This window comes from Massilia violaceinigra (assembly GCF_002752675.1).
Taxonomy (GTDB): Bacteria; Pseudomonadota; Gammaproteobacteria; order Burkholderiales; family Burkholderiaceae_D; genus Telluria_A; species Telluria_A violaceinigra.
The window spans coordinates 4619116-4638909 of sequence record NZ_CP024608.1 but is presented as its reverse complement, the minus strand read 5'-3'; the positions used below and the strand labels follow the sequence as shown (position 1 = coordinate 4638909).

The window sequence follows — 19794 nt, the reverse complement described above, 5'->3', positions numbered from 1 at the left end:
ACGATGCAGGCACGGTAAGATCGCCGGCATGGATAATTTAAGTCACTCGTTGGTTGGACTGGCCGTTGGCGAACTGGTTCACCGTACTTTGCCTGCGGAAGCCGATCCGGCCCACCAGCGCACCCGGCGCCGCCTGATGCTCGTGTCGTGCTGGGCCGCCAGCAATTTTCCCGACCTCGACCTCGTGCTCACCGGGCTCTTGCCCCAGCCGCTGGGCTACCTGCTGCATCACCGCGGCCACACCCACACGCTGCTGTACGAAGTGCCGCAGGCGCTGCTGCTGATCGCGCTGCTGTGGATGCTGTGGCCCGGCGCGCGCGCCCTGCTGCGCGCCAGCAAACCGGCCCGCGCCGGCCTGCTCGCGGCCGTCGGCGCCGGCTTCCTGCTGCATCTGGGAATGGATGCGCTGAACTCGTACGGCGTGCATCCGTTTTATCCGTTCGATGCGCGCTGGTTCTACGGCGACGCGGTCTTCATCCTCGAACCGGTGTTCTGGGTGGCCGGCGCCGTGCCGCTGGCGATGACGCTGGGCAGCCGCGTCTGGCGCGGGCTGCTGCTGGGCGGGTTGGCCGCCGTGCTCGGCTATTTCACCATGCGCGGGTATCTGCACTGGGGTTCGCTCACGGCCCTGCTGGCGTTCGGTGCCGTGCTGACCATGCTGCAGCAGCGCGTCGGCAAGAGTGGCAAGCTGGCCTTGTGCGCCGCGCTGCTGGGCGGCGTCGGCTTCGTGGCTATGCAGGGTGCGGCGATGCAGCGCGGCAAAACCATCGTGGCCGACCACCTGCGCCAGCTCGATCCGGCCAGCACCCTGCTCGATACCGCCATGACGGCATTCCCCACCAACCCGGCATGCTGGATTTTCGTGTCGGCCGAACGGGATGCCGTCGCCGGCACCTACCGGCTGCGGCGCGGCATGGTCAGCGTGGCACCAAGCGTGCTCGCGCTCGATGCCTGTCCCACGGCCCTCGCCGAAGGCATACGGCCGCTGAAAGCGCAGCTCGTCGTCAACTGGAGCGAGGAAGCGCCGCTGGCCCGCTTGCGCAAACTTCAGACCAGCAACTGCCGCTTCGATGCCTGGCTGCGCTTCGCGCGCATGCCCGCGCTGGGTCCGGATAATGCGTCCGACGCCCGCTTCAGCAACACTCCGGCGGGCAATTTCACCACCTTTCCGCTCGACCAGGCAAACGGCCAGCCCTGCCCCACGGGCGTGCCGGCGTGGGACTATCCGCGCGCGGATCTGCTGTAGCGCGGGACCGTGCTATGCTGTTTCCAAGCTAACCACCGCCGGACATCTCGTGACAACACAGCGGTTTTCGCACATGGTCGGGCCGCGCACCTACGCGTTTCGCGACCTCAAGGACTTGATGGCCCGCAGCTCGCCGGCCCGCGCGGGCGACCTGCTGGCGGGCGTGGCCGCTGCCAGCGCCGAAGAACGGGTGGCCGCCCAGATGGCGCTGGCCGACCTGCCGCTGCGCACCATCCTCGACAATCCCCTGATTCCCTACGAAGACGATGAAGTCACGCGCCTGATCGTCGACAGCCACGATGCCGCCGCGTTCGCGCCCATCGCGCATCTGACCGTCGGCGACCTGCGCAACTGGCTGCTGAGCGACGCGGCCGACAGCCCCACCCTGGCCGCCGTCGCGCCCGGCATCACGCCGGAAATGGCGGCCGCCGTATCAAAAATCATGCGCATCCAGGACCTGGTGCTGGTGGCGCGCAAATGCCGCGTGGTCACGGCCTTTCGCAACACGCTCGGCCTGGAAGGCCGCATGGCCACGCGCCTGCAGCCGAACCACCCGACCGACGACGCCACCGGCATCGCGGCCAGCATGCTCGACGGCCTCATGTACGGCAGCGGCGACGCCGTGATCGGCATCAACCCGGCCACCGACAACGTGGCCCAGGTCGTCACGCTGGTTGGCATGCTCGACGCCGTCATCGCCCGCTACCGGATCCCCACCCAGTCGTGCGTGCTGACCCACGTCACCAACACCATCGAGGCGATCAACCGCGGCGCCCCGGTCGACCTGGTGTTCCAGTCGGTGGCCGGAACCGAGGCCGCCAACCGCGGCTTCGGCATCGACCTGGCGCTGCTGGCCGAAGCGCGCGGCGCCGCCCTGTCGCTGGGGCGCGGCACGGTGGGCGACAACGTCATGTATTTTGAAACCGGCCAGGGCAGCGCGCTGTCGGCCAATGCCCACCACGGGGTCGACCAGCAAAGCTGCGAAGCGCGCGCCTACGCGGTGGCGCGCGCGTTCAAGCCGCTGCTGGTGAACTCGGTGGTTGGTTTCATCGGCCCCGAATACCTGTACGACGGCAAGCAGATCATCCGTGCCGGGCTGGAAGACCACTTCTGCGCCAAGCTGCTCGGCTTGCCGATGGGCTGCGACGTTTGCTACACCAACCATGCCGAAGCCGACCAGGACGACATGGACGTGCTGCTGACCATGCTCGGCGCGGCCGGCTGCAATTTCGTGATGGGCGTGCCGGGGTCGGACGACATCATGCTCAACTACCAGAGCACCTCCTTTCACGACGCCTTGTACACGCGCCGTGTGCTGGGCTTGCGCGCCGCACCCGAATTCGAAGCCTGGCTGCACCGCATGCAGATCTTTTGCGGCGATGGCGCCGCGCAACTGCCGGACGCCCTGGCGCCGGCCTTTCAGCAAGCCTTGCTCCGCTTATGAACCAACCCAAACATGTGCTGTCCAACCCCTGGCAGGCCTTGCGCGGACTGACCCAGGCGCGCATCGCGCTCGGGCGTAGCGGCGTGAGCGTGCCGACTTCGGCGCAGCTCGATTTCCAGCTGGCGCATGCGCGTGCGCGCGACGCGGTGCACATGGCGCTCGATGCCGGTGCGCTGGCGGCGGCATTGTCCGGGAACGGGCACGCCTGCGTCGCCGTGCACAGCGCTTGCCCGGACCGCGCCACTTACCTGCAGCGTCCGGACCTGGGCCGCGTGCTCGATGCGCCGTCGCGTGCCGCCTTGATGGCCGCGGCGCCGGCTTCGTGCGACCTGGCACTGGTCATTGGCGACGGCTTGTCGGCGCTGGCGATCGAACAGAACGCGCAGCCGTTCCTGGCGCTGGTGCTGGAGCGCTTGCAACAGGAGCAATGGAGTGTGGGACCGATTGTCATTGCCCGCCAGGCGCGCGTGGCCATCGGCGACGAGATCGGGCAATTGCTGAATGCCCGCGCGGTGGCCGTGCTGATCGGCGAGCGGCCCGGCCTCAGTTCACCGGACAGCATGGGCATTTACATGAGCTGGGCGCCGCGCGTCGGCTTGACCGATGCCGACCGCAACTGCATTTCCAATGTGCGGCCGGCCGGGCTCGGTTACGACGAGGCGGCGTACCGGTTGCATCACCTGCTGACGCAGGCGCGCCAGCGCGGAATGTCTGGAGTGTTGCTCAAGGATGATACGGTTGCGGATCAGGGCGTGATTACGGCAGGGAAAGGGAATTTTTTGCTGCGTTGATGGGGGCGATGACGACTATTGCCTCCAGCGCCGTCGTTTCAGCCATGGGGGGGAACCGGCTTCGCGCGGCGCTGGGAGCGTCGCGCGGCCACACGGTTCCGCATGGCGACCGGGCCACCCCTGCACGGAACAACAGCGTGAAGGGGACCGCCGCGACGAATCTTAACGCCGCGCGCAGACCAGCCGCTGACCCACGTTGAACTTGAGGATCATCTTGTCGCGCGACAGCTCTTCCATCCGCATGGTATCGGCCACGTTCGCGAACTGAATTCCCAGCTGGCCGTCGCGGTACATCCAGCGGCCTGGCGACACCCGGTTCTCATAGCGCATTTCCAGCGTGCGGTCGTCATGGAAGGAAATCAGCACCGAGGTACCGCCGATCGTATCGTGGCAATGCCACTGGCCCACCACCATATCGCCATTGCGCGCGCTCTGGGCCGGGTCACTCTGGGCGCGTTCCGCGCTCATCTTGCCGATGAGTCCGCTGCCGCTGCGCGAACGCATGCTGCCGATCCATTCGGCCGGCGCGGCGAAATTCAGATTCTGTCCCGTGCGCATCTGGAAGGTGACGATCCCGACCAGCCGGCCCGCACTGTCGAACAGCCCGCCACCGCTCGATCCGGGCGAGACCGGCGCCGTGGTCTGGATCAGCGTGCCGCCGTCGAGCGGACGCAGCGACGACACGATGCCGTCGCTGATCGTCAAATCGAGCCCGTGCGGAGCGCCAATGGCAATCACGCGCTGGCCGGTGCGCACGTCGCTCGACGCGCCGATCACCACGGCCGGGGCATTAAGGCCCTTGACCGACAGCTTGCACAGGTCGCGTTCTTCGTCGGCCACGGCGACGGTCGCTTCGTAGCTGTCCTGCCCGAGCTTGACCTGCAGGCGCGTGCCCGCCAGCGCCACATGGCAGTTGGTAATGATCGCGTCGCCGCCGAGTGCCACGCCGCTGCCGGTGCCGGTCTGGATGCCGCCCCTGTACATATTAATACGCGCCACATACGGCGACAGTTTGGCGAACAGGTCTTCCATGCCCAGCGCGCCGGACGAGCTGCCGCCAGCGGGTGCTTGCGCGCCCTGGGACTGGCCCGCGAATGGATCGGCGCGCGTACCGCTGTCCTGCATCAGCACCGGGGTGGCGTTCTGGGTGGCGCCCTGGGTCGCAATAACCGGCGCCGGTGCCGGCGGGCGGCCCTTGGCAAAATACACCAGCCCGGCCACGAGCAGGCCTGCGGCCAGGCCATAGCGCCAGTCGAGGCTGAAACCTTGCTGCGCGGGCGCCTGCTCGACGCTGCGCGTCAGCGGCGGTGCGATCTGGCTGCGGTCGTACATCGCGCGCTTGTCGGTGTTCGACAGCACGGCATAGGCTTCGCGCACCAGGACCCAGTCGTTGCGGTCGTACGAACCGCTCTGGAACGCCGCATGCAAGCGCGCGTACGCGGCAGCAATCTCTTCAGAAGTGGCGAGGGGATCGACACCCAGAATGGTGTACAGCGTTCGTTTCATGTGCAGCGTCTCCGACGGAAACGTCGATGATAGCGTAAATATCACTCCTTATCATAGCCACGAGGAAATATTGCTTTTTCTTCGTCGCCGCCGCGACACAGCGGGCATCATTTGCCCGCTGGCCATTTTCTTATTCGCGCTGGAGCGGCGGCGCGCCGGAATCGGATTCAGGTGGCGGCGCGGACGGCGGCATTGGTAGCGGCAAGGGCAGCTGACCGGACGAAGGATCGGCGCGATCGCCCGTCATCGGCTCTTCTCCTTCCGCTTCCATGTCGTCCGGATCGGTCGGCGGCGGCGGCGGTGGCGGCACGCCTTCCTGCTGCATTTCGCCCGCTTCTTCGCTGATATCGCCCGGATCTTCTTCCTGCACCACCGGCGCCGGGCGACGTCCGCCCGGGAACACGGCGGCGGCATCAACTTTCCCATCAGCAATCGCCGCCTTGAAGAAGTCGCCCACCACCAGGATCGCATTGTGGCCGCCCTGCCCCCAGTAATTGCTGCGCATGGTGACGCGGTTGTCGTTGAAGCCGACCCAGGCGCCTGCCACCAGCTTGGGATGCATCATGATGAACCAGCCATCGGCATTATTCTGGGTGGTGCCCGTCTTGCCGGCAACGTCGCCATTGATGCCGAAGCGATAGCGGATGGCCGTGCCCGTACCGCGGTTGATCACGCCGCGCATCATGTCGATCAGGCTGGCCGCGTTCTCCGCCGTCATCGCCTGCTCCGACACCGGTTCGCCGAAATGCGCCACCACCTTGCCCGCCCGGTCCGTGATTTTGGTGACGAACACAGGTTTGCGGTACTGCCCCTGGGCCGCGATGCTGCTGTAGGCATTGACCATTTCCAGCAGGGTCACGGGACTTGTGCCCAGGGCCAGCGAGGGTACCTTTTCCAGCTTGCTCTCGCGGATGCCGAGGTCGCGCGCCAGCTTGATGATGCCGGGCAGCCCGACATCCTGCATCACCTGGGCGGTAATGGTATTTTTGGAAAACACCAGGCCATCGTGCATGGTCATCTGGTTGCCGCTCGAACCGCTCATGTCGGTCGGGCGCCAGATGGTGCCGTCGCCCGCCTTGATGTTCATCACCGCGTCGCGATACGGACGGTTGGGCGCGAAGCCTTTTTCCAGCGCGGCGCCATAGACGATCGGCTTGAAGGTCGAGCCGGGCTGGCGCGCGGCCTGCACCACGTGGTCGTACTGTTCTTTATGAAAGTCGCGGCTGCCGATCCATGCCTTGATGTGGCCGCTGTCCGGGTCCATCGCCACAAAGCCGGTCTCCAGGCGCGTCTTGGCGGCGCGTAAGCGGGCAATAAACGCGCGGTCCGACTTGAGCCGCTTGAGCGCCACCAGTCCGGTGTCGCCGTTTTCGATGGCTTTTTTGTACTCGGGCGTTTCGCGGATGAAGGCGTTGACCAGCGTCCCTTTGGAACGCCAGAAATACTCGAACGGCGTGATCGATCCGTGCATGCCCGCGTAGGCGCCGGCCGAGCCGGAACCGCCGCTGTCGGGCTGCGACCATTCGACGTCGGCAATGATCTGCAAGGCATTGCCCTGGCGCTCGACCGCCTTCATGGCCGCTTCCTGCATGGCGTAGTCGAGCGTGGTGTGCACCACCAGGCCGTCGCTCTGCACGTTGTAGTCGTTCTTGTCGGCCCATTCGATCAGCCACTTGCGCACGTAGGCGGTGAAATGGGTGTCGGTCGGGCTGCGCTCGGCCTGGCGCGAGAAGGATACGCGCAGCGGCTTTTTGCGCAGGCTCTCGTAGCGCTTCTCGTCGAGCATGCCGTGCTTGCGCATCTGGGCCAGCACCACGTTGCGGCGCTGCACCGAGCGCTGGGGATTGCTCACGGGATTGTAGTAGTTGGTGCCCTTGAGCATGCCCACCAGGGTGGCGCTTTCCAGAATATCGAGTTTGGAGGCCGTGGTATCGAAATACGTACGCGCTGCCATTTCGATGCCGAAGGTGTTGTACAGGAAAGGCACCGTGTTCAGATAGGCTTCCAGGATCTCGTCCTTGCTGTAGGCCGATTCGATCTTGACTGCCGTAATCATTTCCTTGAGCTTGCGGTTGAGGTTGCGCGAGCGGCCTATCTCTTCCGGGAACATATTGCGCGCCAGCTGCTGGGTAATGGTCGAGCCGCCCTGCGGGTCGCCGCCGAGCGTGTAAACAACCGAGGCCAGGGTGCGCTTGTAATCGATACCGTGGTGGTCCTTGAAGCGGTGGTCTTCGGTGGCGATCAGCGCGGCGATCATGTGGGGTGAAATCTGCGCCAGGGTCACGCGTTCCTGCAAACCCTCTTCAAAGCTGGCCAGCTCCTTGCCGTCGGCCGAGACCAGGATTGACGCCTTGGCTGCACGCGCCTGCTTCAGGTCGGCCACGCCGGGGGTGAAAGGGATCAGGATCAGCACCCACACCAGCAGCAGCGCCACGGGTGCGGCAATACACCACAGCAGCGTCAGTCCGATGCGTTTATACACCGGCTGCGCCATCAGATACGCGCGGCCGCGGCCAAGTTGCTCGCCAGCGGCGCGCAGGCCCTGCTGCAGCCGTCCTGCCAGATTGCGTTCTTCACCCACTGTTATTTCCTTGCTTAATAGTCATTAACTTGCCTGACAGTATATCCGAGGGGACGGGGCCGCACGCGTCGATCGGAGGGTCCGACATGCACGAGCATGGTTCCTGATAGGCCGAGGTGGTTTTGTCCTACGCGAAGGTTGCCAGTGCGCCTACTCCCCGCACGACTGAGGCCGCCTATCATGACCTTTCTGCTACAAGACAGGCAGCCAGGAAATATCCCAGCCACCCGGTAGCGCATTAGTTACCATAGAAAATATCAGGAGCACTATTATGAGAACCTCATCGTCGACCACCCGTACTACGCCAAAGGCAGTCCCAGGCGGCCAGGAAGCCCAGGATGCGATTGCGCTGCTGATTGAAGACCACGAGAACGTCAAGCAGATGTTCGAACAGTTTGAAGGCCTGGGCGACCGTGCTCATGCAACCAAGAAAAAATTGGCCATGCAGATCTGTACCGAGTTGACCAAGCACGCGACGGCCGAAGAAGAAATTTTCTACCCAGCAGTGCGCGCCGCCACCAAGAAGAATGAAGATCTGGTGGACGAAGCAACTGTCGAGCACGCATCAGCGAAAGACTTGATCGCGCAGATCATGGAAATGGAAGCGACCGAAGAGCTGTTCGATGCCAAAGTGAAAGTGCTGTCCGAGATGATCGAGCATCACGTCGAGGAAGAAGAAAACGAAATGTTTCCGAAGGCACGCGATGCCGGCCTGGATCTGGAAGCGCTGGGGCAGCAGATTGCCGAGCGCAAGGCGCAGATCACGGTGTAAGTCGGATTCACCCCGCTGAGGCGGGTTAGCACACGGTTCCTCCATAGCCCGCTGGCGCAAGCGCGGGTTGTCGGGGAATCGTTTGCGTTGTAGCCCTTCGTGCTTAGTGCCGCCTGCGCGCCAACGGCATTGCAGAGGCACAGAAAAAAAGCGCGCCGGATCGTTCTCCGGCGCGCCTCAAACCACCCTACTCCGCGTTCATCTGCAGCCAGTTCATGTTCCAGCCGCCAACGCGCGCGTAAATCGCCAGGTCCTGCTGACCGGCTTCCAGATACGCCCGCCCAGTCACCGTCTGCCAGTTCTGCCATCCACCGGTATTGGGCACGGTCACCGTCGCCAGGTCGCTGCCGTTCTTGCTCAATGCGAATTGCCCACCGTTGTAGATGCTGGCAACCCGGAATTGCAGCTTGTACCACCCGGCCTTGGGCACATTGATCGGATAGCTCATCCAGTCATTGTTATCGATATTGCTCACATTGAATCCGCCGCCCGCGTCGGTCGTCGTTTCCATGCGCATGCCGCTGTGCGTGGTAAACATTTCCGCCTCGATGCGCGCACCTACTTCCGGTTTCCAGTTCATCCAGTACGCAATGCTTTCATTGCGTACCAGCGGCTGCGTGGCGAAAGCGCGGAAATAGCTCTCGATCTGCGCGCTCGACGCCGTGCTGACGTTCAGGCTTCCCATCGCGCCGCCATTGCTGCTGTTGGTCACCATGCCCCAGCCCCAGGCATTGGTATCGCCATTCGAGCCGCCGTAGGTCACGTTCTTGTACGCCCAGTTGGTCGCCGCCCAGCCGTACATATTGTAGGCATCGTAGGTCTTGCGGGTAATCTGTCCGCCGTAGCTGCCCAGCAAAGTCCAGGGCTGGAATTCGCCGATCAGGAAGGGCGTGTTCAAGCCGGTGAGCTTGGCGTTCCAGTCGCAGCTCTCACCCGTGCCGTTGGGATTGCAGTGCAGCCAGTTGGCGTGCATGTTGGCCTGGTTGGCGGCGCCCTGCACTTCGTTCCAGCCCCACAGGCCGGGATAGAAGTGCATCCAGAACGCCACATTGGTCAGCCCGCGCGTGTTCGGATTGCCGTAGGCATCGATGCCGCTGTTGTGGCCCGGCAGCAGAATCACGTGGTTCGGGTCTTTCGCGCGCACCACGTTGAACAGTTCGTACGCGTAATTGGCCAGGGTGGTCGCGTCCGTCCCCCACGGCTCGTTGAGCAAGTCGTAGGCGGCCACGGCGTTGCGGCCCCTGTAGCGCTCGGCGATCTTGTCCCACAGCCACTTGGTGCGGTCGCGGTAGCCCGCGTTCGACCACAGCTGCGCCGGCCCGACGCAGCCATCGTGCTGCTCCTTCTCCCCCGCCTGGCCGCCGACGGTGCCGTGCAGGTCGAGGATCACGTACATGCCGCGTTTTTCCGCCTCGTTGATGGCGAAATCGAGATGCTTCCAGGCGTCCGCGCGCAGGTTGTAAGGGCTGTATTCGTTTTCCACCAGACTGAAGTAGAACGGCACGCGGATCACGTTCATGCCCATGCCCTTGATCAGGTCGAAGTCGCGCGTGGTGATCCAGCTGTCGCGGTACACGCCCATCAGGCGTTCCTTCTCCGCATTACCGAAGCGCCCCGCCAGCGTGCCTTCGAGCGTGCACTGGTCGTTGACCGGTCCGTTGCTGGTCGACATGCTGTTGTTCAGCATCCAGAACTCCATCTGCAGCCAGTTGCCCAGGTTGACGCCACGCAGATTGACGCGCTTGCCGCTGCTGTCGACCCAGTAGCGTCCGTTCTGGCGGATCGCCGGCAGGGCGGCCGGGGCGTTCTCGGCAGTGAAGTTGATCCAGTTCAGGTTGAATCCGCCTCCCTTGGCGAACACGGCCAGGTTCTGCGGCCCGGCATTGAGGAACACGCGCGAGCTGATGGTCGACCAGGTCTGCCAGCCGCCGGTGTTGGGCACGCCCACCGCCTCGCTGATGTCCTTGGCATTCTGGCTGAGCACCAGCTGGCCGCTGCTGCCACCCGAGGCCACCCGGTACTGCACCGTGTACCAGCCGCTGGTGGCCGGATTGACCGAATAATTCATCCAGTCGTTGGTCTCGATCCAGCCCACGTTGGCGCCGCCACCCGCGTCCGACGTCGCTTCGGTGGCCACGCCCTGCATCGACGCGAAGCTCTCCGCTTCGAGTTTGCCGGGCAAGGCTGTCTGTGCAGCGCACGCCGCGCTGAACAAGGCGCCGGCCACGGCACAGGCCAATCGCGGCAGCCCGATGCTCAAGTCCCTGTGAAGGGTAGGTTCCATGGAAAGTCTCCTGTTGTTATAAGAAGCAGCCCGGTTCCAGGCCGTGCCGCCGGGGAAGACAAGGATCACATCACCCGAAATGGAAACGTTCCCATCCCGTGCAGTCGATAGTATGGACTTCGCCATGCGGCGTCAACGTAAATATAAAAAGCTATAGGGAAACTTCGCTTGAAGTGGCGCCAGCATGGCTGGGCTCCGGGGAAAGTTTGTGCGCGTACAGATGACTTTCCGGCGACAAATTTGGTCAGCCAACCCGGCGGACTCAGCTTACTTTAGTCCTACACGCCAGTTGCGAGTGCTCCTACTCTAATGCTCGGCCCGCTGACCTAAGATGTCTCTACTCGCTGACGAACAACAAGTCCGACGGCGAACACAAGGTAGTTCTTGCAGTTTCTTTAATTAAAACATTAGGAGAAATCATCATGGCATCGAACAACAACCAAGGCGGCAACAATCAAGGTAGCAACAAAGGTAACAACCAGTCGGACAGCGGTTCGCAAAGCGGCAGCAAGGGCGGCCAGGGTAACAACCAGAGCGATACCAGCAACCGCGGCTTTGCCTCGATGGATCCTGAGCAGCAGCGCGAAATCGCAGCCGAAGGCGGCCGCGCAGCCCACGCTTCGGGCAATGCCCATGAGTTCACCTCGGAAGAAGCCCGCGAAGCAGGCAAGCTGAGCCACAGCGGCGGCGGCAACCAGCAAAGCGGCTCCGGCAGCAACAAGCAGAGCGATTCGGATAGTGGTTCGTCGCGTGGCTCGTCGGCCAGCAACAAGAGCGATTCGGACAGCGGTTCCTCGCGTGGCTCATCGGCCAGTAACAAGAGCGATTCCGACAGCGGCACCTCGCGCGGCGGCAACAAGCAAAGCGGCTCCTCGGACGACGATTCGTCTTCAGGCGGCAAATCGGGCGGCTCCAACAATGCCAGCTCGGGCGGTTCGAAATCGGGTTCCGGTTCAGGCTCAGGCTCGGGAAGCAAGGGCTCCAAATAAGCTAGCCGCACCCTGCCCCGTTCACGCGGGGTAATGCAAGACGATAGCCTGCCTCGTGCAGGCTATCGTCATTCTGCCGTTCATTGCGGCGACGGAAACTGGCGCTGGCGACGCGGACGCGCAACAATGGCGCCGCCGGCGTTTATCGGAACTTCTTGTCGTGACGCTTGCGAGCCGCCGCCTTTTGCGACTGCAGGATCGAATCGACCCGTTCCGACGCGCTGCGTGCCAGCTCCTGCGCCAGCGCGACACTCGGAAAGAAATCCGGCGCGCGGTAAGCCAGCCAGGCGTACGCCGAATACAGGCGGCAGCTATCCTCCACCTCCTGCAGGTTCTGCCAGGCCTGCTGGCCCGTATCCTCGTGCAGCTTGCAGATTTTTTTCTTCGCCAGCGACTGCGCCCACATTTCCCATGCGCGCTGCAGCGACGGCACCTTGGTCGACACCGGCACCAGCGACAGCATGAATTTCTCGGCCACCGACAGCGGCAAGGTATCGAGCCACACGGCGCGCTCGGCCTGCTCCTCGGTAATGCGCGGATAGAAAAAACCGTCCGGCACATCGATATTGTGGACGAAGCGCCTGAGCAGGCGCACCAGCGACGTTTCACCGGTCACGGCCGCGATGCGGTGCAGATGCTCGACCGATGGCGCGACCGAAAAGCCGGTGGCGTTGAGCGGTGCCAGCTTTTCCTTGAGCAGCGCGCGCATGACCTCGTGCGTCTCGTCATCGTAACCGGCCACCTTGCCCTCCTCGTGCACGCCGTAGCGTCCGGCGCGGCCGGCGATCTGGCGTGCCAGCGAGGCTGAAATTTCCTCTTCCTCCACGCCGTTGTACTTGACGCTGGTGGTCATCACGATGCGCTCGATCGGCATGTTCAGGCCCATGGCCAGCGCATCGGTGCCGACCACGATATCGGCCTTGCCCTCGCGGAAGCGTTCGGCCTGGGCGCGCCGCACCTCGGGCGCCAGGTTGCCGTACACGGTCGCCACCGACAAGCCCATTTCCGTGATCATGTCGCGCCACATCAGCACCTCGCGCCGCGAAAAGCAGATCACCGCATCGCCGCGCTTGAGGTTGCGCAACTTGCGCACCGCGCCGGGCTCCATCGACAGCGGCGCCATGCGCTTGAGCATGTGCACCTCCAGCGGGCATTCGAGGCGCTCGGCCAGCGCCTCGATCGCGCGCCGCGCTTCCGGGGCGCCGACCAGGTAGACCACCGAGGCCGGGGCGCCGCACACGGCAGCGGTCCAGGCCGAGCCGCGGTCGCGGTCGGCCAGCATCTGGATTTCATCGATGATGGCGACCTCGACCGGCGTGCGGGTATCGAGCATTTCGACCGTGCTGGCCACGTGGGTGGCATCGTCCGCAATGCGGCGCTCCTCGCCCGTGACCAGGCTGACCGCCAGCGGCTTGCCGTGCGGGCGCGCGCTTTGCAGGCGCTCGAAGTTTTCCAGCGCCAGCAGGCGCAGCGGCGCCAGATAGACCCCGCTCTTGGCCTTGGCCAAGGCTTCCATCGCGCGGTGCGTCTTGCCGGAATTGGTCGGGCCGAGCAAGGCGATGAACTTGCGCGGCAAGCGGCGCGCCACCTCGAAGGAATCGGGATACTCGGCCAGGTTGATGCTGGCGCGGGTGCGCTCGGCGTGACGCTCCTCCTGGGCGCGCTCGACGGCGTGGGCGACGCGCTGCTCGATGCGCTCGAACAGATAGCTGGCCGGCTCGGACGTATCGACCTCGAACAGCGGGCCGAGGAAGGTAGCGGCATCGAGGTTCTGGTCCTCGCACTCGCCGGACATATCGCGCACGAACACACGCACGCTCTGGTGCAGGTCATCGATGGCGCGCGGAGTGACCCGTTCGCGCAGCAGGGCGCGCTTGGCGTCCGGATCCATCTTGCGCCACTTGCTCGGCTTGGCCAGCACGCCCTGGGCAGGCACGAGGTGGTAAGGCACATTCAGGCCGCCTTCATCGACCTCGCCGGAAAATTGCAGGAACACCCGCCCCTCCATCTTCACCAGGCGCACCTGCTGATGGTCGAAGCCCAGTTCGGCGATGAGGGCATCGTCGTCGCTGTCGTCGGTGGTGGAAGGAGGCAATTGCTGAGTTAAGGATGCTGTCATTGGTACGGGTCAAATTGTATAGGCGATGAACGTCAACTATATCGCGTCTGCGCCTGTTGCGTAGTTCCAATGCCTGCATCAGCACATCTGTTTCCTAACCGGGGTCAGAGCTCTGACTTGAAACATTTATGCGGTTAAACGCACAAACTGCACTCGATCAAGCAACAATTTAGCTTCGCCAACGTGGATGTAAGACACGGCAGCAGCCAGCGCCATAGGAGAAAGCCGTGTTGTTTGCCATCGGGCATGTGGCGACACAACCGGGGTCAGAGCTCTGACTTGAAACATTTATGCGATTGAACGCAGAAACTGCGCTCGTTCACGCAACAATTTGGATTCGCCATCATGCATGTAAGACACGTCAGCAGGCGGCGCCATAGCAGAAAGCCGTGTTCGTTGCCATCGGGCATGTGGCGACACGACCGGGGTCAGAGCTCTGACTTGAAATATTTCGAGTCAGAGCTCTGACCCCGGTTGTGGGACTAATCGTCGGGGCGCAGGAGTTTGGTGAGGGCGGCGGCGTACTGGCCAGCGGCGACGCTCGCGGCCGCTTGCATGGCGCGGTAGTGGGTCAACACTTCCAGGCCCGTCTCGGTCACGCTGGCGCCGCCGCCCTGGCTGCCGCCGGCCGCGCTGCGCACCAGCGGCGCGCCAAAGCTGCGGTTCATGACGTCCACCAGCAGCCACGCGCGCCGGTACGACATGCCCATCGCCCGCGCCGCCGCACTGATCGATCCAGTCCGCTCAATCGCGTCGAGCAGGTCGGCCTTGCCCGGTCCCATCGCAATCTCGCCGCCCTGCAACAGCCGCACCTTGACGTCGATGCCCGCGCCCATCCGCCCCGCCCTGTCGTCGTTCCGATCGTTCATCGCGCCTCAGCCGCCCGAGAGCAGCGCCGCTGCCTTGACCTGGGCCCACACTGGCATCCCCACTTCCAGCCCCAGCTGATCGCGCGAGCGCCGCGTGATGCGCGCCAGCAGCTGCGTGCCGCCCGCATCGAGCAGCACCATCACATGGGCTGGGTCGTTGCCGGGGGTCATCTGGACCACCGTCGCCCGCAGCTGGTTGAGGATCGAACTCCCCGCCTGCGCCAGCAGGGTCACGCTGACGTCGCGTGCCAGCACCCGCAGCCGCAGCCGCGTGCCGGGCGCCAGCGCCGTGTGCGCGATGTACATGGCACCGCCCGCCGCCCTCAGGCACAGCAGGCCGTAGACGGCATCGACGGACTCGACCACGGCGTCCACCAGCGCCCCGGCATCGTCCTGCATGGCGCGCGTCACCTCGGGCCGGACCAGGGTGTCGGCCACCGGCCCGCTGGCCACCACCCGGCCGCCGTCGAGCAGCACGATGTGGTCGGCCAGGCGCGCCACTTCCCGGGTCGAGTGGCTCACGTACAGCATGGGGATGGCCAGCTCGGCCTGCACCCGTTCCAGGTAGGGCAGCACTTCGTCCTTGCGCCGCCCATCGAGCGAGGCCAGCGGTTCGTCCATCAGCAGCAGCTGCGGGGCCGTGAGCATGGCGCGCGCGATCGCCACGCGCTGGCGCTCGCCGCCGGACAGGCCATCCGGACGCCGCTCCAGCAGATGGCCGATGCCAAGCAGCGCCACCGCGTGCGCCATCACCTTGTCGCCACCGGCGGCGCGGGCCCGCTGGCGGGCGAAATCAAGATTGCCCTGGACCGACAAATGCGCGAACAGGCTCGCTTCCTGGAATACATAGCCGAGCGCGCGCTGGTGCGTGGGCACGAACACGCCGGCCGCATCATCCTGCCACAGCTGGCCGTTGACTTCGAGGTAGCCGCCCGCATGGCGCTCCAGCCCGGCAATCGCGCGCAGCAAGGTGGTCTTGCCGGAGCCGGAATGCCCGAACAAGGCGCTCACGCCACGCCCCGGCAAGTCGAGCTGGACCTGCATGGCGAAGCCGCTGCGCCGGATGTCGAAACGCATGCGGATCGTGGAAGCGGCCGTCATAATGCCCTCCGCGTCGGATTGAAGCGGTACAGCAGGAACAAGGCGACGAAGCTGATCACCAGCATCCCCCCGGACAACCAGTGCGCCTGGGCATATTCAATCGCTTCGACATGGCCGTAAATCTGGACCGCCACCACCCGCGTCTGCTGCGGTATGTTTCCGCCAATCATCATCACGACCCCGAATTCCCCGACCGTGTGGGCGAAGCCGAGCGTGGCGGCGGTGATGAAGCCGGGCCGGGCCAGCGGCAGCACCACTGAAAAAAAGGTGTCGAGCGGACTGGCGCGCAAGGTGGCGGCCACTTCCAGCGGACGCGGACCGATGGCCTCGAAGGCATTTTGCAGCGGCTGGATCACGAACGGCATCGAGTACAGCAGCGAGCCGATCACAAGCCCGGAAAACGTGAACGGCAACAAACCCAGCCCGAGCCACTGCGTCAGGTGTCCGAGCGGGCCGTCCGGCCCCATCGCGATCAGCAAGTAAAAACCGAGCACGGATGGCGGCAGCACCAGCGGCAGCGCAACCACGGCGCCGACCACGCTCCTGGCGCGCGAGCGCGTCCGCGCCAGCCACCATGCGACGGGCGTGCCCAGCAACAGCAGCAGCACGGTGACCGTGGTCGCCAGTTTCAGGGTCAGCCAGACGGCGCCCCAGTCGTCCGCGCTCAGCATGCGGCCCTACAAATCGTAACCGTAGGAACGAATCACCGCGCGCGCCGGCTCGCTCTTGAGATAGCGCAGAAAGGCGAGCGCGGCCGGGTTGCCCTTGCCCCGCTCCAGCAGCACGGCATCTTGCCGGATCGGCGTGTACATGCTGGCCGGCACGACCCACGCCGATCCCGATTGCAGCTTGCCGCCGCTGTACACCTGCGACATGGCGACAAAACCGAGCGTGGCGGCGCCCGACACGACGAATTGATGGGCCTGGCCGATGCTGTCGCCCTGCACCAGGCGCGGCACCAGGCGCTCCTGCAAGCCGAGCTTGCCCAGGGTTTGCATGGCGGCCGCGCCATACGGCGCCAGCTTGGGGTTGGCGATGGCCAGATGGGCGAACTGGCCTTGCGCGAGCACCTGTCCCTGCGGATCGACCAGGCCGGCTTGCGCGCTCCACAGCACCAGCTTGCCGATGGCGTAGGTAAAGCGGGTCTCGGCGACAGCGCTGCCCTCCTGGTCGAGGCGGGCCGGGGTTTCGTCGTCGGCCGCGAGCAGCACCTCGAACGGGGCGCCGTTCTTGATCTGGGCGTAAAACTTGCCGGTCGCGCCGATGGTCGCGAGCACTTTGTGGCCGGTGTCGCGCTCGAAGCGGGCGCTGATGTCTTTCATCGGGGCGCTGAAATTGGCGGCTACGGCCACGTGCACGTCCTCGGCGCGGGCCATGCCGGCCACCATCAATGCAAGCCACACGCTGGCAAATCGTTTCATGCAAAAACTCCGGTAAGGGGCAAACGCGCCGCACACAGCGCTATATCCGATTATATACGACGCACAAGATGAGCTCGGGCAAAACGGACCTGCAGGGCCTTACGCAAGCGAGCGATTCAAGTGTGGCGTATACACGACCAAATGTGAATTTTCGCCGTGTGGCGGCTGCGCAAAACGCATAATGGTTGCCGCGATGGCGAGCTGAAACGCACAGCCATGGCCCCAGCGATAGCGATGTTTCACTTTTACAAGGGAACTTTGATGACACTGACTGACATGAAAATCGGCACGCGCCTGTATCTTGGATTCGCCGCCGTTGTGCTGTTGCTGGCGGTACTCGTGACGGTGGCGTATGCCAACTTCACCAAGCTCAGCGCGGCTAACGATATCAATGTGCACACGTATCAAGTGACCGCCGAGGTCCACGGGGCCTTGGAGCAGCTGATCAACATTGAGACCGGCCAGCGCGGCTTTCTGCTGACCGGCAATCCCACCTCCCTCGAACCCTACAATAGCGGCAAGGCCGACTTTCTCAAGCGCGTGGCTCGGGCCACCTCGCTGACAGCGGACAATCCGCGCCAGCAGGAGCGCCTGCAGCGTCTGCAACGCGAGCAGGAGGCATGGATGGCGGCGGCGATCGAGCCGACCATCGCCCTGCGCAAAGGCGCGGCCGACGGCGACATGGCGGCCGTGGTCGCCGCTGTCAGGGAAGGCAAGGGCAAGAAAGGCATGGATGCCATGCGCGGCCTGATTGCCGAGATCGTCGCGGCGGAAGAAGTCTTGCTGGCGCAGCGCGCCAAGGATGCCAAGGCCCTCGATACGCTGACCGTCACCGCGCTGGTCGGGGGCGGCGTGCTGGCGGCGGCCATGGCCGGCATCATCGCGGTATGGCTTGCCCGCAATATCACCGTGCCACTGCGGCGCGCCGTAGCGTTCGCCCAGCAAGTGGCCCAGGGCGACCTGACCGCCCGCGTCGATGCCGGTTCGCGCGATGAAATCGGCGAGCTGCTCCGTGCGCTCAAGGCCATGAACGCCTCGCTGGCCCGTATCGTGGGCGAGGTGCGGGTCGGCACGGACACGATATCGACCGCCTCGGCCGAAATTTCATCCGGCAACTTCGACCTGTCGTCGCGCACCGAACAGCAGGCCGGGTCGATCGAGGAGACCGCCTCGTCCATGGAAGAATTGACCGCCACCGTCAAGCAAAATGCCGACAACGCGCGCCAGGCCAACGAACTGGCCGCGACGGCGTCGGAAGTGGCGGTGCGCGGTGGCACGGCCGTGTCGCAGGTGGTCCAGACCATGGGCGCGATCAACGATTCGGCCAAGAAAATTGTCGACATCATCGGCGTGATCGACGGCATTGCATTCCAGACCAACATCCTGGCCCTGAATGCCGCGGTGGAAGCGGCCCGCGCCGGCGAACAGGGCCGTGGCTTCGCGGTGGTAGCCTCCGAGGTGCGCAACCTGGCCCAGCGCTCGGCCGGCGCGGCCAAGGAAATCAAGGCCCTGATCGATACCTCGGTGGAAAAAGTCGACATGGGAACGCGCCTGGTCGACCAGGCCGGGCTGACGATGGACGAGGTGGTCGGCAGCGTACGCCGCGTCACCAGCATCATCAGCGAGATCGCCAATGCCAGCGAAGAACAGCGCGCCGGCATCGAACAGGTCAACCAAGCGATTACCCAGATGGACGAGGCGACCCAGCAGAACGCGGCGCTGGTCGAGCAGGCAGCGGCAGCGTCGGCCTCGATGCAGGACCAGGCCGTGCAGCTGGCCGAGGTGGTCAGCGTGTTCAAACTCGATGGCGCCGCCATGGTGCGCCACGCCCCCGTCGCCCGACCATCCGCCCCGCCACCATCGGTGCGTCCGGCGGCGCCGCGCCAGGCCTTGCCGGCGGCCCAGCGCGCCCCGGCCAGGCAGCCCGCACCGGCCACCAGCGGCGAGGATGTCTGGGAAGAGTTCTAAGCGCAGGAAAGCTTTGCAAATTTGCAAGGGTATGGCAGGATGCGAAGGCGCGCGATCGCGCGTCTTCCTGCCGGTTCGCGGCGGGGCTAACTTTTGCGGAGCCTTATGTCGACTTCACCCGTACGCAGCATCGTCGCCCTCCTGATCGCCACGGCGCTGGCCCTGCCCGCCTCCGCCGCCGGCTTGAACATCTCCCTCAAGCATGGCAGCGCGCACGAGCAGGACTTACAGAAACAGCTCGAGCGCCTGACCGCCGCCCATGACCTGAGCACGTGGATCCAGACCGACAAGATCGTCGTCGACGAGAAGACGATTCCGCACAGCCATCCGGTGCTGACCCTCCACACCAGGCACTTCAACGACGATGGCGCGCTCGTGTCGACCTTCATCCACGAGCAGATGCACTGGTGGCTGTCGAAGCATCCGCGTCAGACGCGCCAGGCGCTGCGCGAGATCAGGAAGCGCTACCCTGCCCTGCCGGTCGGCTATCCGGACGGCGCCGACAGCCTGGCCGCGTCGCAAGAGCATTTGCTGGTGATCTTCCTCGAGCTCGACGGCGTGGAAAGGGTACTGGGCAAGGCCGAACACGACCGCCTGCTCACGTTCTGGAGCAGCGATCACTACAAAAAACTGTACGACATCGTCGCCCGCGACCGCGAACAGATCGGCGCCATCCTGCGCAAGCACCAGCTGATGCTGTGAG

Annotated in this window: 15 protein-coding genes; 7 read left to right on the top strand and 8 right to left on the bottom strand. The window is 64.7% G+C overall.

Annotated features, from left to right (window positions below):
- Nucleotides 1-28 precede the first annotated feature (28 nt).
- From CR152_RS20315 to eutC, 3 genes are all read left to right on the top strand, one after another.
- Nucleotides 29-1246 carry a metal-dependent hydrolase gene (locus CR152_RS20315; RefSeq protein WP_099877747.1) on the top strand — a complete coding sequence of 406 codons (1218 nt, stop codon included), beginning with the start codon at nucleotides 29-31 and terminating at the stop codon, nucleotides 1244-1246.
- A gap of 73 nt (nucleotides 1247-1319) precedes the next feature.
- On the top strand, nucleotides 1320-2690 hold the full coding sequence (locus CR152_RS20310) for an ethanolamine ammonia-lyase subunit EutB (protein ID WP_099877744.1): 1371 nt from the start codon (nucleotides 1320-1322) through the stop codon (nucleotides 2688-2690).
- Nucleotides 2687-3481 carry an ethanolamine ammonia-lyase subunit EutC gene (gene eutC, locus CR152_RS20305; protein ID WP_099877742.1) on the top strand — a complete coding sequence of 265 codons (795 nt, stop codon included), beginning with the start codon at nucleotides 2687-2689 and terminating at the stop codon, nucleotides 3479-3481. The genes CR152_RS20310 and eutC overlap by 4 nt, the downstream gene beginning before the upstream one ends.
- A 162-nt stretch (nucleotides 3482-3643) precedes the next feature.
- On the opposite strand, the gene CR152_RS20300 is transcribed toward eutC, so the two are convergent.
- Both CR152_RS20300 and CR152_RS20295 read right to left on the bottom strand, forming a co-directional pair.
- Nucleotides 3644-4987, bottom strand: a complete 1344-nt coding sequence (locus CR152_RS20300) for a trypsin-like peptidase domain-containing protein (protein WP_099877739.1) — start codon at nucleotides 4985-4987, stop codon at nucleotides 3644-3646.
- Nucleotides 4988-5117: 130 nt separating this feature from the next.
- Nucleotides 5118-7568 carry a penicillin-binding protein 1A gene (locus CR152_RS20295; RefSeq protein WP_307718588.1) on the bottom strand — a complete coding sequence of 817 codons (2451 nt, stop codon included), beginning with the start codon at nucleotides 7566-7568 and terminating at the stop codon, nucleotides 5118-5120.
- A 271-nt stretch (nucleotides 7569-7839) separates the two neighbouring features.
- On the opposite strand from CR152_RS20295, the gene CR152_RS20290 reads away from it, so the two are divergent.
- Complete coding sequence (locus CR152_RS20290; protein WP_099877736.1) at nucleotides 7840-8340, top strand: hemerythrin domain-containing protein; 501 nt, start codon at nucleotides 7840-7842, stop codon at nucleotides 8338-8340.
- A gap of 187 nt (nucleotides 8341-8527) precedes the next feature.
- Here the strand turns inward: CR152_RS20290 and CR152_RS20285 are convergent, their stop codons facing one another.
- The gene (locus CR152_RS20285) at nucleotides 8528-10624 is read right to left on the bottom strand and encodes a carbohydrate-binding protein (protein WP_167399926.1); all 2097 of its coding nucleotides are present in this window, start codon (nucleotides 10622-10624) and stop codon (nucleotides 8528-8530) included.
- A 422-nt stretch (nucleotides 10625-11046) separates the two neighbouring features.
- Between CR152_RS20285 and CR152_RS35065 the strand changes: the two genes are divergently transcribed.
- A complete protein-coding gene (locus tag CR152_RS35065; RefSeq protein WP_099877733.1) occupies nucleotides 11047-11613 on the top strand; it encodes a KGG domain-containing protein in 567 nt (188 codons plus the stop codon).
- A gap of 142 nt (nucleotides 11614-11755) precedes the next feature.
- On the opposite strand, the gene CR152_RS20275 is transcribed toward CR152_RS35065, so the two are convergent.
- The 5 genes from CR152_RS20275 to modA form a co-directional block, all read right to left on the bottom strand.
- Nucleotides 11756-13732 (bottom strand): helicase-related protein, encoded by a 1977-nt coding sequence (locus CR152_RS20275; RefSeq protein WP_099877730.1) that lies wholly within the window; start codon nucleotides 13730-13732, stop codon nucleotides 11756-11758.
- Nucleotides 13733-14214: 482 nt separating this feature from the next.
- A complete protein-coding gene (locus tag CR152_RS20270) occupies nucleotides 14215-14601 on the bottom strand; it encodes a winged helix-turn-helix domain-containing protein (protein ID WP_229413475.1) in 387 nt (128 codons plus the stop codon).
- A 6-nt stretch (nucleotides 14602-14607) separates the two neighbouring features.
- Nucleotides 14608-15702 (bottom strand): molybdenum ABC transporter ATP-binding protein, encoded by a 1095-nt coding sequence (modC, locus tag CR152_RS20265; RefSeq protein WP_099877723.1) that lies wholly within the window; start codon nucleotides 15700-15702, stop codon nucleotides 14608-14610.
- The gene (gene modB, locus CR152_RS20260; protein ID WP_099877720.1) at nucleotides 15699-16373 is read right to left on the bottom strand and encodes a molybdate ABC transporter permease subunit; all 675 of its coding nucleotides are present in this window, start codon (nucleotides 16371-16373) and stop codon (nucleotides 15699-15701) included. The genes modC and modB overlap by 4 nt, the downstream gene beginning before the upstream one ends.
- Before the next feature lie 6 nt (nucleotides 16374-16379).
- Nucleotides 16380-17123: a molybdate ABC transporter substrate-binding protein gene (gene modA / locus CR152_RS20255; protein ID WP_099877718.1), complete on the bottom strand. Its 744-nt coding sequence runs from the start codon at nucleotides 17121-17123 to the stop codon at nucleotides 16380-16382.
- 261 nt (nucleotides 17124-17384) lie between these two features.
- Between modA and CR152_RS20250 the strand changes: the two genes are divergently transcribed.
- Together CR152_RS20250 and CR152_RS20245 are read left to right on the top strand one after the other, a co-directional pair.
- The gene (locus CR152_RS20250; RefSeq protein WP_099877715.1) at nucleotides 17385-19091 is read left to right on the top strand and encodes a methyl-accepting chemotaxis protein; all 1707 of its coding nucleotides are present in this window, start codon (nucleotides 17385-17387) and stop codon (nucleotides 19089-19091) included.
- Between the two features lie 105 nt (nucleotides 19092-19196).
- A complete protein-coding gene (locus CR152_RS20245; RefSeq protein WP_099877713.1) occupies nucleotides 19197-19793 on the top strand; it encodes a hypothetical protein in 597 nt (198 codons plus the stop codon).
- Nucleotide 19794: the final 1 nt, after the last annotated feature.

Bases quoted from the DNA above. Each gene is read 5' to 3' on its own strand.
- CR152_RS20315 (WP_099877747.1), top strand. From the start codon at position 29: ATGGATAATTTAAGTCACTCGTTGGTTGGACTGGCCGTTGGCGAACTG.
- CR152_RS20310 (WP_099877744.1), top strand. From the start codon at position 1,320: ATGGTCGGGCCGCGCACCTACGCGTTTCGCGACCTCAAGGACTTGATG.
- eutC (WP_099877742.1), top strand. From the start codon at position 2,687: ATGAACCAACCCAAACATGTGCTGTCCAACCCCTGGCAGGCCTTGCGC.
- CR152_RS20300 (WP_099877739.1), bottom strand. From the start codon at position 4,987: ATGAAACGAACGCTGTACACCATTCTGGGTGTCGATCCCCTCGCCACT.
- CR152_RS20290 (WP_099877736.1), top strand. From the start codon at position 7,840: ATGAGAACCTCATCGTCGACCACCCGTACTACGCCAAAGGCAGTCCCA.
- CR152_RS20285 (WP_167399926.1), bottom strand. From the start codon at position 10,624: ATGGAACCTACCCTTCACAGGGACTTGAGCATCGGGCTGCCGCGATTG.
- CR152_RS35065 (WP_099877733.1), top strand. From the start codon at position 11,047: ATGGCATCGAACAACAACCAAGGCGGCAACAATCAAGGTAGCAACAAA.
- CR152_RS20275 (WP_099877730.1), bottom strand. From the start codon at position 13,732: ATGACAGCATCCTTAACTCAGCAATTGCCTCCTTCCACCACCGACGAC.
- CR152_RS20270 (WP_229413475.1), bottom strand. From the start codon at position 14,601: ATGAACGATCGGAACGACGACAGGGCGGGGCGGATGGGCGCGGGCATC.
- modC (WP_099877723.1), bottom strand. From the start codon at position 15,702: ATGACGGCCGCTTCCACGATCCGCATGCGTTTCGACATCCGGCGCAGC.
- modB (WP_099877720.1), bottom strand. From the start codon at position 16,373: ATGCTGAGCGCGGACGACTGGGGCGCCGTCTGGCTGACCCTGAAACTG.
- modA (WP_099877718.1), bottom strand. From the start codon at position 17,123: ATGAAACGATTTGCCAGCGTGTGGCTTGCATTGATGGTGGCCGGCATG.
- CR152_RS20250 (WP_099877715.1), top strand. From the start codon at position 17,385: ATGACACTGACTGACATGAAAATCGGCACGCGCCTGTATCTTGGATTC.
- CR152_RS20245 (WP_099877713.1), top strand. From the start codon at position 19,197: ATGTCGACTTCACCCGTACGCAGCATCGTCGCCCTCCTGATCGCCACG.